12 protein-coding genes are annotated in these 13,238 nt (G+C 73.4%); 5 read left to right on the forward strand and 7 right to left on the reverse strand.

The features are described from left to right. Window position 1: 1 nt before the first annotated feature. The gene (gene icmF, locus E1285_RS17260; protein WP_132153216.1) at window positions 2–3,220 is read right to left on the reverse strand and encodes a fused isobutyryl-CoA mutase/GTPase IcmF; all 3,219 of its coding nucleotides are present in this window, start codon (window positions 3,218–3,220) and stop codon (window positions 2–4) included. 53 nt (window positions 3,221–3,273) lie between these two features. On the opposite strand from icmF, the gene E1285_RS17265 reads away from it, so the two are divergent. The 3 genes from E1285_RS17265 to E1285_RS17275 all read left to right on the forward strand — a co-directional run bounded on the left by E1285_RS17265 (window position 3,274) and on the right by E1285_RS17275 (window position 6,048). Continuing rightward, window positions 3,274–3,804: a MarR family transcriptional regulator gene (locus tag E1285_RS17265; protein ID WP_243722851.1), complete on the forward strand. Its 531-nt coding sequence runs from the start codon at window positions 3,274–3,276 to the stop codon at window positions 3,802–3,804. 89 nt (window positions 3,805–3,893) lie between these two features. Next, a complete protein-coding gene (locus tag E1285_RS17270) occupies window positions 3,894–4,709 on the forward strand; it encodes a tryptophan 2,3-dioxygenase family protein (RefSeq protein WP_132153191.1) in 816 nt (271 codons plus the stop codon). After that, the gene (locus E1285_RS17275) at window positions 4,699–6,048 is read left to right on the forward strand and encodes an NAD(P)/FAD-dependent oxidoreductase (protein ID WP_132153193.1); all 1,350 of its coding nucleotides are present in this window, start codon (window positions 4,699–4,701) and stop codon (window positions 6,046–6,048) included. The genes E1285_RS17270 and E1285_RS17275 overlap by 11 nt, the downstream gene beginning before the upstream one ends. Here E1285_RS17275 and E1285_RS17280 read toward each other — a convergent pair. Further along, on the reverse strand, window positions 6,045–7,463 hold the full coding sequence (locus tag E1285_RS17280; RefSeq protein ID WP_243722852.1) for a DHA2 family efflux MFS transporter permease subunit: 1,419 nt from the start codon (window positions 7,461–7,463) through the stop codon (window positions 6,045–6,047). The genes E1285_RS17275 and E1285_RS17280 overlap by 4 nt on opposite strands. Window positions 7,464–7,543: 80 nt before the next feature. Between E1285_RS17280 and E1285_RS17285 the strand changes: the two genes are divergently transcribed. Then, entirely contained in the window at window positions 7,544–7,780 is a 237-nt protein-coding gene (locus E1285_RS17285) for a hypothetical protein (RefSeq protein WP_132153195.1), read from the forward strand. A 10-nt stretch (window positions 7,781–7,790) separates the two neighbouring features. Here the strand turns inward: E1285_RS17285 and E1285_RS17290 are convergent, their stop codons facing one another. The 3 genes from E1285_RS17290 to moaA are packed head-to-tail and all read right to left on the reverse strand — an operon-like array spanning window position 7,791 to window position 9,689. Continuing rightward, window positions 7,791–8,081, reverse strand: coding sequence for a DUF6457 domain-containing protein (locus tag E1285_RS17290; RefSeq protein WP_132153197.1), 291 nt, complete (start codon window positions 8,079–8,081; stop codon window positions 7,791–7,793). Between the two features lie 49 nt (window positions 8,082–8,130). Then, a complete protein-coding gene (locus E1285_RS17295; RefSeq protein WP_132153198.1) occupies window positions 8,131–8,700 on the reverse strand; it encodes a molybdenum cofactor guanylyltransferase in 570 nt (189 codons plus the stop codon). After that, the gene (moaA, locus tag E1285_RS17300) at window positions 8,700–9,689 is read right to left on the reverse strand and encodes a GTP 3',8-cyclase MoaA (protein ID WP_132153200.1); all 990 of its coding nucleotides are present in this window, start codon (window positions 9,687–9,689) and stop codon (window positions 8,700–8,702) included. Before moaA ends, E1285_RS17295 begins: the two co-directional genes overlap by 1 nt. A 107-nt stretch (window positions 9,690–9,796) precedes the next feature. Between moaA and E1285_RS17305 the strand changes: the two genes are divergently transcribed. Beyond that, a complete protein-coding gene (locus E1285_RS17305; RefSeq protein WP_207946634.1) occupies window positions 9,797–10,603 on the forward strand; it encodes an alpha/beta hydrolase in 807 nt (268 codons plus the stop codon). A 30-nt stretch (window positions 10,604–10,633) separates the two neighbouring features. Here E1285_RS17305 and E1285_RS17310 read toward each other — a convergent pair whose 3' ends face one another. Both E1285_RS17310 and E1285_RS17315 read right to left on the reverse strand, forming a co-directional pair. Continuing rightward, entirely contained in the window at window positions 10,634–11,827 is a 1,194-nt protein-coding gene (locus E1285_RS17310; protein WP_132153204.1) for an RtcB family protein, read from the reverse strand. A 113-nt stretch (window positions 11,828–11,940) separates the two neighbouring features. Continuing rightward, the coding region (locus tag E1285_RS17315; protein ID WP_132153206.1) for a SelB C-terminal domain-containing protein at window positions 11,941–13,238 on the reverse strand (1,298 nt) is incomplete at its 5' end.

Genomic DNA, 13,238 nt, shown 5'->3' on the forward strand with positions numbered 1-13,238 from the left:
CTCACACGTTGCGGCGGTACTGCCCGCCGACCTCGAAGAACGCGTCGGTGATCTGCTGCAGGCTGCACACGCGCGCCGCGTCCATCAGCACCGCGAACACGTTCTCCCCCGACCGCGCCGCCTCCCGGAGCGCGCCGAGTGCCTCCCGCGCCTGGTCGCGGTGCGCGTCCTGGTAGCCGTGGACCCGGTCGAGCTGGGACCGCTTCTCCTCCTCGGTGGCGCGGGCCAGCTCGATCGTCTCCGGCGTCCCGTCGTCGGCGCCGGGGGCGCGGAACGTGTTGACTCCGATGATCGGCAGGGAGCCGTCGTGCTTGCGCTGCTCGTACAGCATCGACTCGTCCTGGATGCGGCCGCGCTGGTAGCCGGTCTCCATCGCGCCGAGGACGCCGCCGCGCTCGCTGATGCGGTCGAACTCCGCCAGCACCGCCTCCTCGACCAGGTCGGTGAGGTCGTCGATGATGAACGACCCCTGCAGCGGGTTCTCGTTCATGGCCAGGCCCCACTCGCGGTTGATGATGAGCTGGATCGCCAGCGCCCGCCGCACCGACTCCGCCGTCGGCGTGGTGACGGCCTCGTCGTAGGCGTTGGTGTGGAGGCTGTTGCAGTTGTCGTAGATGGCGATGAGGGCCTGAAGCGTCGTGCGGATGTCGTTGAAGTCCATCTCCTGCGCGTGCAGGGACCGCCCGGACGTCTGCACGTGGTACTTGAGCTTCTGGCTGCGCTCGTTGGCGCCGTACCGGTCGCGCATCGCCACGGCCCAGATGCGGCGGGCGACGCGTCCGAGGACGCTGTACTCGGGGTCCATGCCGTTGGAGAAGAAGAACGACAGGTTGGGCGCGAAGTCGTCGACGTCCATGCCGCGCGCCAGGTACGACTCGACATAGGTGAACCCGTTGGCGAGCGTGAAGGCGAGCTGGCTGATGGGGTTCGCCCCGGCCTCGGCGATGTGGTAGCCGGAGATGGACACCGAGTAGAAGTTGCGGACCTCGTTGGCGATGAACCACTCCTGGATGTCGCCCATCATCCGCAGCGAGAACTCGGTGGAGAAGATGCAGGTGTTCTGCCCCTGGTCCTCCTTGAGGATGTCGGCCTGCACGGTGCCGCGCACGCTGGACAGCACACGCGCGCGGATCCGCGCGGCCTCCTCCTTCGACGGCTCGCGTCCGTGTTCCTCGTAGAAGGCGTCCAGCCCCTGGTCGATGGCGGTGTTGAGGAAGAACGCCAGGATCGTGGGCGCGGGGCCGTTGATGGTCATCGACACCGACGTCGTGGGCGACGACAGGTCGAACCCGTCGTAGAGCGCCTTCATGTCGTCCAGCGTGGCGATCGACACGCCGGACGTGCCGACCTTGCCGTAGACGTCGGGACGCTCGTCCGGGTCACGCCCGTAGAGGGTGACTGAGTCGAACGCCGTGGACAGGCGGGTCGCGGGCTGCCCCTCCGACAGCAGCTTGAAGCGCCGGTTGGTGCGGAACGGGTCGCCCTCCCCCGCGAACATGCGCGCGGGGTCCTCGTTGTCGCGCTTGAACGGGAACACCCCGCCGGTGAACGGGAACCGCCCCGGCAGGTTCTCGTTCCTCAGGAACCTCAGCAGCTCGCCGTGGTCGGCGTAGCGCGGCAGCGCGACCCGGGGGATCCGGCTGCCCGACAGCGACTCCCGCGTCAGCTTGGTGTGGAGCTCCCGGTCCCGGATGCGGACGACCTGCTCGTCGCCCGAGTACGACTCCGCGACCGCCGGCCACCCCTCGATCAGCTCGGCGTTCTCCGGGGCCACGTCGCGGCGCGCCTTCTCCAGCAGCCCTTCGACCTCGGACGCGTCGGCCAGCTCGGCGCGCACCTCGTCCAGGCGCTGCACGCGCCGGACGGCCTCCATCTGCGCGGCGGTGCCGGCGTGGTAGCCGCGCACGGTCTCGGCGATGCCGGACAGGTACCGGACCCGGCCCGGCGGGATGACGGTCGCCGCGCCCGTGGAGACCTTCGTGGTGATCTCGGGCAGGGCCCCGTCCGCCAGCTCCAGCCCGTGCTCGCCGAGCAGCCCGCCGAGGTGCTGGTAGAGGGCGGTGACGCCGTCGTCGTCGAAGGTGGCGGCGCTGGTGCCGAACACGGGCATGTCCTCGGGCCGCTGCCCGAACGCCTCGCGGTTGCGGACGAGCTGCCGCGACACGTCCCGCAGCGCGTCCGCCCCGCCGCGGCGCTCGAACTTGTTGATCGCCACCACGTCCGCGAAGTCGAGCATGTCGATCTTCTCCAGCTGGGACGCGGCGCCGAACTCGGGCGTCATCACGTACAGCGAGACGTCGGCCAGCGGCACGATCGCGGCGTCGCCCTGCCCGATGCCGGGCGTCTCCAGGATCACCAGGTCGTACCCGGCGGCCCGGCACGCGGTGATCATCTCCTCGATGCCGTCGGGCAGCTCGCGCGCGCCCCGCGTCGCCAGCGAGCGGAAGAACACGCGGTCGCCGTCGAGGGCGTTCATCCTGATCCGGTCGCCGAGCAGCGCGCCGCCGCCGCGCCGCCGGGTGGGGTCGACGGCCAGCACCGCGACGCGGAGCCCGTCCCGCTGGTCGACGCGGAACCGCCGCACGAGCTCGTCGGTGAGCGAGGACTTCCCGGAACCGCCCGTCCCGGTGATCCCCAGGACGGGGACGTTCCGCCCGGCCGCCGCCTCGGCGAGCACGGCCCGGTCGTCGCCGGAGAGCTTCCCGGCCTGCAGGCAGGTGAGGGTGCGGGCGAGGGCGCGCCTCTCCCCCGACAGGACCGCCTCCACCGGGACGGGCTCGGCGGCGAGGTCGGTGTCGCAGTCGCGCACCAGCTCGTTGATCATCCCGGGCAGGCCGAGCCGGTGCCCGTCCTCGGGGGAGAAGATCCGCACGCCGGATCCGGACAGCCGCGCGATCTCCTGGTGGACGATCACGCCGCCGCCCCCGCCGAACACCTTCACGTGCTCGGCGCCGGCCTCCTTGAGGCTGCGCGAGAGGTACTCGAAGTACTCGACGTGGCCGCCCTGGTAGGAGCTGATCGCCACGCCCTGCGCGTCCTCCTCCAGGACGGCGTCGACGACCTCGCGGACCGAGCGGTCGTGTCCGAGATGCACCACCTCGGCGCCCTGGGACTGCAGGATGCGGCGCATGATGTTGATCGCCGCGTCATGGCCGTCGAACAGCGCCGCCGCGGTCACGAAGCGCACCGGATGCACCGGCGTGTGCAGTTCCCCCGTCACCGTCTCCACCCCAAACCTTGGACATCCAATATTTGGAAGTTAAAATAGTTTCCGTGCGCGACCCGGTCAAGACCACATACGGTGGGGCGGTGCCCCAGACCCCCGATCCGATCTCCGAGGCCCACCGCCAGTGGAGCCTGCGCTGGCCCGAGCACGCCGACCACATGGCGGCCGTGACCTCGGTGATGCGGGCACAGCAGCTCCTGCTGAGCCGGATCGAGGCCGTCCTCAAACCGTACGCCCTGACGTTCGCCGCCTACGAGGCGCTGCGCCTGCTCGCCTTCACCCGCACGGGGACGCTCCCGATGGGCAAGATGGGCACCCGCCTCATGGTCCACCCGGCCTCGGTCACCAACGTGATCGGCCGCCTGGAGCAGCGCGGCCTCGTCGGCCGCGGCCCCTCCCCCGACGACCGCCGCGTCGTCCTGGCCCGCATCACCCCCGCCGGGCGGGACCTGGCCGAGGAGGCCACCCGCGCCCTCAACGAGGCGGGCTTCGGCCTCGCCGACGTCCCCGCCGCCGAGGCCGCCGGGATCACCACGGCCCTGCGCGCCGTCCGCGTGTCCGCCGGCGACCTGGACTGAGCACCGGCGGCCCCGGGCGGCCGCCGCACTTCACCTGCGGAACGATCCCTTATGCTGCGGGCACATCCGTTGTGTCGCAAGGAGGCGTGATGGCGGATTCGCCGACGACGACGTACGGCGGGTACCTGAAGCTCGACGAGCTCCTGGCCTGCCAGGAGCCGAGGACACGGGCCCACGACGAGCTGCTCTTCGTGATCATCCACCAGGTCTACGAGCTGTGGTTCAAGCAGATCCTGCACGAGGCCGAGCTGCTGCAGCGCAGGCTGGAGGAGGGCGGCAGCGCGGGGGCGCTGCACACCGCGCGCCGGATCGCCAAGATCCTCAAGACGGTGGTCGGGCAGCTGGACGTGCTGGAGACGATGACGCCCAGGCAGTTCGCCGCGTTCCGGGACGTCCTCGGAAGCTCCAGCGGATTCCAGAGCGAGCAGTTCCGCGAGATCGAGGCCGTCCTCGGGCGGCGCGGCTTCCCGGCCTCGGACCTGCGCGACGACGAGCGGCTCCAGGCCGCCGTGTCCCGCCCGTCCGTCTTCGACTCCCTGCTGCGGTACCTGGACGGCAAGGGCTACCCGATCCCGCGCGAGGCGCTCGAGCGGGACACCGCCCGCCCCTGGGAGGCCGACCCCGGCGTGCAGAAGGCGCTCCTCGCCGCCTACGCCGACGAGTCCGGGCCCGCCGCCGAGGTGTGCGAGGCGCTCGTCGACGTGGACGAGGGCGTTCAGGAGTGGCGGTACCGGCACCTGAAGATGGTCGAGCGGACGATCGGCGCCAAGATCGGCACGGGCGGGTCGGCCGGCGCGGACTACCTGCGCCGCACGCTGTTCACCCCCTCGTTCCCCGACCTGTGGGAGGTCCGCTCGCAGACCGAGGCGGCGAGCGCGGAGGAAGTGCCCGTCCATGACGGGTGACGGCGCCGCGCGGGAGGACGCCCCACAAGCAGGAGGGGAACGGGTCGCGATCGTCGGCGCGGGCCTGGCGGGCTGCCTGCTGGCGGTGCTGCTGGGCCGCAGGGGCATCCCCGTGACCGTGTACGAGCGGCGGCCCGACCCGCGCGTCTCGGGCGCCGAGCGTGGACGCTCGATCAACCTGGCGATCTCGGCGCGGGGCCTGGCCGCACTGGAGCAGGTGGGCCTGCGCGACCGGTCGCTCGAGCAGGCCCTGCCGATGCACGGGCGGATGGTGCACCCGGTGTCGGGCGGGCAGAACTTCCAGCCGTACAGCGCGGACGGCGAGCGCGCCATCAACTCCATCGGCCGGGCCGAGCTGAACCGCTCGCTCCTCGACACCGCCGGCGCCACGCCCGGCGTCACGCTCCGCTTCTCCCAGCGCGTCACGGGCGTGGACACCGCGGCCGGGACGGTGCTCCTGGAGGACTCCGACGACGAGCCCGCGGACGTCGTCCTGGCCGGAGACGGCGCCTACAGCGCGGTCCGCCGCTCCCTGGGGCTGGGCGAGGACGCCGACTTCCTGGAGCACGGCTACAAGGAGCTGACCGTCCCGCCGAAGGACGGCGAGTTCGCGCTGGACCCGGACGCGCTGCACATCTGGCCGCGCGGCACCTCGATGATGATCGCGCTGCCCAACCTCGACCGGTCGTTCACCTGCACGCTGTTCTGGCCGAAGGGCGACTTCGACGCGCTCGGCACGCCGGAGGAGGTCACCGCCTACTTCGAGCGCCACTACCCCGACGTCGCCGGCCTGATGCCGGACCTCGCCGACGACTACGAGCACAATCCGGTCGGGTCGCTGGTGACCGTCCGGTGCTGGCCGTGGACCCGGCACGCGGACGGGGGCGGCGGCGCGATCGTGGCGCTGCTGGGGGACGCCGCGCACGCGATCGTCCCGTTCTTCGGGCAGGGCGCCAACTGCGCGTTCGAGGACTGCATCGAGATCGACCGCTGCCTGACCGAGACCGGCGGCGACTGGGCCGGGGCGCTGTCGCTGTACCAGGAGCGCCGCAAGGCCAACACCGACGCGATCGCCGGGATGGCCCTGGACAACTTCATCGAGATGCGCGACCGGGTGTCGTCGCCGGTGTACCGGGCGAAGCAGGCGGCGACGCACGCGCTGGAGCGGCGGCTGGCGGGACGCTACGTCTCCCGCTACGAGCTGGTGTCGTTCTCGACGATGCCGTACGCGGAGATCCCGGCGCGGATCAGGCGGCAGAACCGGATCCTCGCCGGCGCCGCCGCGGGCACCGCCGCCGCCCTCGCCCTGACCGCGCTCGCCCTGCGCCGCCGGGCCTAGCCGGAGCGGCGGCCGGTCACCACGTCGGCGACGGCCGCCGCCAGCGCCGCCAGGACGAGCACCATGATGACGACCAGCCCGTACCGGAACGCGGCCGCCCAGTCCCCGGCCGTCCGGGACAGGGTGGCGAAGAACACCGACCCGACGGCGGCGATGCCCATCGCGGTGCCGACGCGCTGGCCGGTCTGCAGCACGCCCGCCGCGCTGCCGCCCTCGGTGTGGGGAACCTCCGACAGCGTGATCGTCTGGTTGGGCGCGATGACGAGGCCGCTGCCGATTCCCGCGACCAGCAGCGGCGCCGCGGTCACCCACGCCACGCCGCTCCCCGGGTGCAGTTCGACCGCCACCCAGGCCGCGCCGAGGCCCGCCAGCACCAATCCGAGCCCGGCGGCGACGAGCGGGCGGCCGTACCGCGCGACGAGCCGGCCCCCGGCGGCGGACGCGGCGCCCGACCCGACCGCGAACGGGGTGATCGCGAGTCCCGCGCCGAGCGCGCTGTAGCCCAGGCCGTTCTGCAGGTAGAGGACGAAGATGAAGAAGACCGCGGTGAACCCCGCGAAGTACAGGAGCGCGATCGTCGAGCCCAGCGCGTAGGAGCGGAGCCGGAACAGCGCGAGGTCGACCATCGGCGTCCGGGCCCGGCGCTCCCACGCGGCGAACGCCGCGATCAGCGCTACACCCGCGAGGACCAGCAGCCACTTCAGGCCGCCGCGCCACTGCTGCTCCTGGACGAGCGGCAGCAGCACGCACACGAGACCCGCGCCCAGCAGCACGACCCCGAGCGGGTCGAGGCCCTGGCGCTCCCCGTAGACGGGGGCGGGAAGCAGCCGCCACGCCAGTACCAGCGCCACCACCCCGACCGGGACGTTGACGTAGAACACCCAGCGCCAGCCCTCGTCGGGCCCCGCGAGGGCGATCAGGGCGCCGCCGAGCAGCGGGCCGACGGCCGTGGCGACCCCGATGACGGAGCCGAGGGCGCCGAACGCCCGTCCCCGGTCGGCGCCGCGGAACAGCTGCTGGATGAGTCCCGCGACCTGCGGGTTGAGGATGCCGCCCGCGACGCCCTGCACGAGCCGGGCCAGGACGAGGAACAGGACGGTCGGGGCGATCCCGGCCAGCGCGCTCGCCACCGTGAACAAGGCGAGCCCCGACATGAAGACGGCGCGGCGGCTGCGCGCGTCGCCGAGCCGCCCCGCCGGCACCAGGACGAGCCCGAACGCCAGCGCGTACCCGGACAGGACCCACTGCAGCCCGGCGTCGGACGCGTCCAGCCCCGCGCGGATCGACGGCAGCGCCACGTTGACGATGCTGACGTCCAGCAGGGTCATGAACGCCGCGACGAGGCAGACCGAAAGCGCCTGCCAGCGCCGCTTCTTGTCCCACTCCCGCTCCGGGTCCGCGGCCTCGCTGCGCACTGCCCGGTCCTATCCGGGGATCACCGTGTGAAACCCGGGCCGGGCGCGTCCCGTCCGGCCCGCTGTGCCACAGTTGGCCGATGACCGACTCCGCTCCGGGAACCGGCCCCGAAGAACCGCAGTGCTCGGCCAGGGACTGCCGCGCCGGCGCCGTGTGGGCGCTGCGGTGGAACAACCCGAAGATCCACACCCCGGACCGGCGGAAGATCTGGCTCGCCTGCGACGAGCACCGCGAGAGCCTGTCGGCGTTCCTGTCCCGCCGCGACTTCCTGAAGGACGTGGTGCCCCTCGCCGACGTGGAGCCCGGCGACGGTTAGCCGCCGGGAGTCAGGCGTCGCCGAGGACGGGTTCGCCCGCCGGGCCCGGCACCTCGGACGGCTTCCCGGCCTCGGCGTCCCAGCCCTCGGCCATCTCGGTCAGCCGGGCGGCGGCGTCCCGCGCGGGCGCGCCCCGGCCGACCGCGAGACCGAGCAGGTACGCCGTCAGCGGCGCGCCCGGCCGCGCGACCCCGTGCGCGACGTCGCGGGCGAGGTCGAGCACCAGGTCGCGGTCGATCTCGCAGCGTTCGAGGCCCAGTTCGTGACAGGCCGCGTTCATCCAGTCCTCGAGTACGGACATGGGTCCCCCTTCACGCATGGTCTCGGCGAACCTCCCCACTTTCGCACGATCAAAGCAGGCGTTCGGCGGCGGCCAGCGCCTCCGGGGTATCGCAGTCGTACCAGGCCGGGCGGGTACCCGCCGGCAACGCGACCGTGGCGGGGCCGAGCGGGCCGAGGAGCCCGCGCAGCGACGCGCCGCGGTAGCCGTCCAGTGCCGTCCGCAGCGTTGCGGCGTGCCAGCAGCCGGCCAGCCACTGCTCGCGGCCGTCCTCGTCCACCAGCACGGACCCGGGCCGCTCCCCCATCTCCTCCAGCAGCCGGTCGATGTGGGCGGGACGCAGGAACGGCAGGTCGGCGGCCAGCAGCGCCAGCCGCGGCGAGCGCACCCGCGCCAGCCCGGCGCGCAGCGCGGGCACCGGCCCGGCGCCGGGCGGGTCCTCCCGGACGAGCACGGCCCCCGGCAGGACGTCGCGCGGCGGCCCCACCACGATCAGCCGGGCCGCCCCCGACGCGGCGGCGGCCGCCCACTCGATCAGCGCGCGGCCGCCCACGGGCGCGGCGGGCTTGTCCGCGCCGAACCGGCGGGCTCGCCCGCCCGCCAGCAGGACCGCGTCGAACGGCCCGGCCGCCCCGGTCATCAGCCGCCGATCGCCGACATGGGCCGCGCGGGCTGCAGGAAGGACGGGTCGTCGATGCCGTGCCCGGCGCGTTTGGCCCACACCGCCTTGCGCCAGCGGTCGGCCAGTTCGCCGTCGGTGGCGCCGTCGCGCATCGCGTCGCGCAGGTTGGACTCCTCGGTGGCGAACAGGCAGTTGCGGACCTGCCCGTCGGCGGTGAGCCGCACCCGGTCGCACGCGCCGCAGAACGGCCGGGTCACCGAGCCGATGACGCCGACGGTCTCCGGGCCGCCGCCGATCGCGAACGACTCGGCGGGCGCGCTGCCGCGGTCGTGCTCCTCGTCCGGGGCCAGGTCGAACTTCGCCGACAGCCGCTCCAGGATCTCGTCGGCGGTGACCATGTTCTCGCGGGTCCAGCCGTGCTGGGCGTCCAGCGGCATCTGCTCGATGAACCGCAGCCGGTAGCCGTGGTCGAGGCAGTACCGCAGCAGCGGGACGGCCTCGTGGTCGTTGACGCCGCGCATCAGCACCGCGTTGACCTTGACCGGTTCGAGGCCGGCCGCCTGCGCCGCGGCCAGGCCCTTCAGCACGTCGTCCAGGCGGTCGCGGTGCGCGAGCCGCTCGAAGGTGCCGCGGTCGAGGGTGTCGAGGGAGACGTTGACCCGGTCGAGCCCGGCCTCGGCCAGCGGCGCGGCCAGCCGGTCCAGCCCGATGCCGTTGGTGGTCAGCGAGACCTGCGGGCGCGGCGCCTGCCCGGTCGTCCGCCCCACGATGCCGGGAAGGCCGCGCCGCAGCAGCGGCTCGCCGCCGGTGTAGCGGACCTCGGTGACTCCCAGGTCACGGACGGCCAGGCTCACCAGCCGCGTGACCTCGTCGTCGGTGAGCAGCTCGGGCTTGGGCAGCCAGTCCAGGCCCTCCGCCGGCATGCAGTAGGAGCATCGGAGATTGCAGCGGTCGGTGAGGGAGACCCGCAGATCCGTTGCGGTACGGCCGAAGGTATCGACCAGCACTGGCGCCCCTTCCTATTGCGGTCGGACACACCAGCCTATTCCGGTGGTTGACGATCCGTCGCCTCGCGAGAGACGGTTACGTTCCGTCGACCATGGAGGAGGCCGGAGTGACCACGTCGCGGGAGTGGGAGTTCGCGGGGACGCGGGGCGCGATCACCGCCCGCATCTGGGCGGACGGCGAGCCGCGCTACGTCGCCGTCCTCGTGCACGGCTACGGCGAGCATCTCGGCCGCTACGACCATGTCGCCGGCGTCCTCGTCCGGCACGGCGCCGTCGTCTGCGGCCCCGACCACATGGGGCACGGCCGCTCGGCGGGCGACCGCGTGCTGATCGAGGACTACGAGGACGTCGTGGCCGACCTGCACACGGTCGTGGAGTCGGCGCGCGGCGACCATCCCGGCCTGCCCGTCGTCATGATCGGCCACTCCATGGGCGGGCTCCTCGCGTCCCGGTACGCCCAGCTGCACGGCGGTCCGCTCGCCGCGCTGGTGCTGTCCGGGCCGGTGCTGGGCCGCTGGCAGGTCGTGGCGGACCTGCTCCCGCTGGACGAGATGCCGGACGAGCCGATCGACACGTCCACGCTGTCGCGCGACCCGGCCGTCGGCAAGGCCTACACCGAGGACCCGCTCATCTGGCACGGCCCGTTCAAGAAGGCCACCGTGCAGGCCCTCGACACCGCGATGAGGCGCGTCACCGACCACGGCTCCCTGGGCGCCCTCCCGACCTTCTACGTGCACGGCGAGGACGACCGGCTCGTGACGCCGGCGGACACCCGCGTCGGCGTCGAGGCGATCCGCGGCGGCGACTTCACCGAGCGGTTCTACCCCGGGGCCCGCCACGAGGTCTTCAACGAGACGAACCGCGAAGAGGTCCTCGCCGACGTCACCGCCTTCATCGACCGCGTTCTGGGCTGACCGCCGGACGGCGGTCGGCCCAGAACGGGTTCAGCCCTTCACGCAGATGAGCTGGCGAAGGTGGGCGACGACCTCGACCAGGTCGGACTGGGCCTCGATCACCGTCTCCAGGTCCTTGTAGGCGCCGGGGATCTCGTCGATGACGCCGCTGTCCTTGCGGCACTCGACGCCCTGCGTCTGCGCGACGAGGTCGTCCACGGTGAAGTTCTTGCGGGCCTTGTTGCGGCTCATCCTGCGGCCCGCGCCGTGCGAGGCGGAGTTGTAGGCGGTCTCGTTGCCGAGGCCGCGCACGATGTAGGTGCCGGTCGCCATCGACCCCGGGATGATGCCGAGGTCGCCGGCGCCCGCGCGGATCGCGCCCTTGCGGGTGACGAGGAGCTCGGTGCCGCCGTACTCCTCCTCCGCCACGTAGTTGTGGTGGCAGGAGATGCTCTGGTTCCAGCGGCAGCGCTTCTCGCCGAACCGCTTGGTCACGACGTTCTGCGCGAGCGCCATCATGACGGCGCGGTTGCGGCGCGCGTACTCCTGCGCCCAGAACAGGTCGTGGCGGTAGGCGTCCATCTTCACGGTGCCGGTGAGGAACACGGCGAGGTCGTTGTCCGGCAGGTCCTGGTTGTGCGGGAGTTTGCGGGCGGCCTCGATGTGCTGCTCGGCCAGCTCGTTGCCGATGTTGCGGGACCCCGAGTGCAGGACGAGCCAGATGGCGCCGTCGTCGTCCGCGCACAGCTCCAGGAAGTGGTTGCCGCCGCCGAGCGTGCCCATCTGCGTGCGGGCGCGGCCGTGGCGGGACCGCACCGCCGGGTGCAGCTCGTCGAACCCCTTCCAGAAGTCGTACCAGCCGCGCTCCTTCAGGTTCGGGAGCCCGTCCGGGTCCACGGCCTGGCGGTGCGAGCCGCGGCCGACGGGGATCGCCTTCTCCAGGCGGCCGCGCAGGACGGACAGGTCGTCGGGCATGTCCTCGACGGTGAGCGACGACTTCGCGGCGGTCATCCCGCAGCCGATGTCGACGCCGACGGCCGCCGGGGACACCGCGTCCTTCATCGCGATGACCGAGCCGACGGTCGCGCCCTTGCCGTAGTGGACGTCGGGCATCACCGCGAGGCCCTCCACCCACGGCAGGGCGGAGACGTTGCGGAGCTGGTCGAGGGCCTGGTCCTCGACGGTGGCCGGGTCGGTCCACATCCGGATGGGAACGCGGCCGCCCTTGATGGTCTGGTACGGCATGCCTTCTCCTTGATCGACGGGATCCGAACCGTGATCTATGACGCCAGAGCCGGGGTGCGCGGTTCAACTTGTTTTCCCACCGTGCCCCTTTCCCGCGTGCCGATGCCGGCGGGTCAGGAGCGGCGTTCGGTGAGGCCGAGGCCGTCCAGGTGGCGCAGGAGGGCGACGGCGACGCGGCGGCTGGTCGACAGGGCGTCGCCGGCCTGGCCGGGCGTGAACGGCTGCGGCAGGGCGGACAGGACGCGCAGCGCCTCCCGGTCGGCGCCCGGCAGCAGGACGATGCCGGCGCCGCCGTCGTCCTCGATCCGCAGGACGGCGCCCGCGCGCTCGGCCTCGGCGAGGGCGTCGCCGGCGAGGCCCAGCTCCGCGAGCCGGTCGGCGCCCGGTGGCGAGAACGGCGCGCCGGCGAGTTCGGCCCGGAGCCGCTCCACGGCGGCGGCCCAGGGCGGCGGCGGTGGGGCGGCGGCCGCGGCCGGCCCGGCAGCCGGTCCGGGAACCTCTCCGGTGGCCGGGCGCGGGGCGGGCGCGGGGCCGTAGACGCGTCCGGCCTCGACGCGCAGCGGCGGGCGGACCAGGGCCGCGACGAGCTGCCGGGCCGGGAGGCCGAGCCGCAGCCGGACGGTCTCCAGCGGGATCCCCGGGGCGCGGGGGCTCTCGGCGGCGTGCCGGGACGCCTCGTCGGTGAGGCGCTCGAACAGCGTGTTCCAGTGCGCGGGGTCGGCGACCCACTCGCCGTTCAGCGCGACGGCGTCCCGCGGCGCCGCGCAGCCCATGACCGACAGCTCCGACCTGCGGAGCACGCCGTGCCGGCGCAGGACGAACGTGCCGTCCGGCCGGTCCGGCCAGGACGCCAGCTCCCGCGCGCGGGCTGCGCCGGCGTCGCGCCGCACCAGCGTCGGCGGCCGGACGTCCAGGACGCTCACCCCGGCGATCGAGCGGCGCGCCGGGTCGCGCAGGATCCCGGTGTCGCCGAGGTGCAGGGCGAGCCGCGTGTTGAGGGTCAGGCGGGCCGTGTCGGGGCCGAGGGGACGCAGCCGCACCGGGACCGCGGCCGATCCGATGTGCAGGGTCATCTGCCGCGCCAGCCGGCCGGACGCCTCGCCGAAGCGGGTCCGCACGTCGACGGAGGTGGTGTGGGTCCAGGCGCCGTCGCTGACGAGGGCCATGCCGCCGTCCACGCGCCCCGCCTCGCGCAGGGTCAGCACGACCCGCGAGACGCCCCCGGCCGATTCGCGCGGCTCGCCCGCGCACCCGATCGTGCGGACGCGGACGCGTTCGCCGGCGGGCATGAGGAGCAGCTCGTCGCCGACGGTGACCGTCCCGGCGGCGAGGGTGCCGGTGACGACGGTCTGGCGTCCGGCGGTGAAGGCGTGGTCGATCCACAGCCGGACGGGGGCGGCGGGGTCGGGGA

The sequence above is a fragment of the Actinomadura sp. 7K507 genome (genome assembly GCF_004348425.1).
Lineage (GTDB): Bacteria > Actinomycetota > Actinomycetes > Streptosporangiales > Streptosporangiaceae > Spirillospora.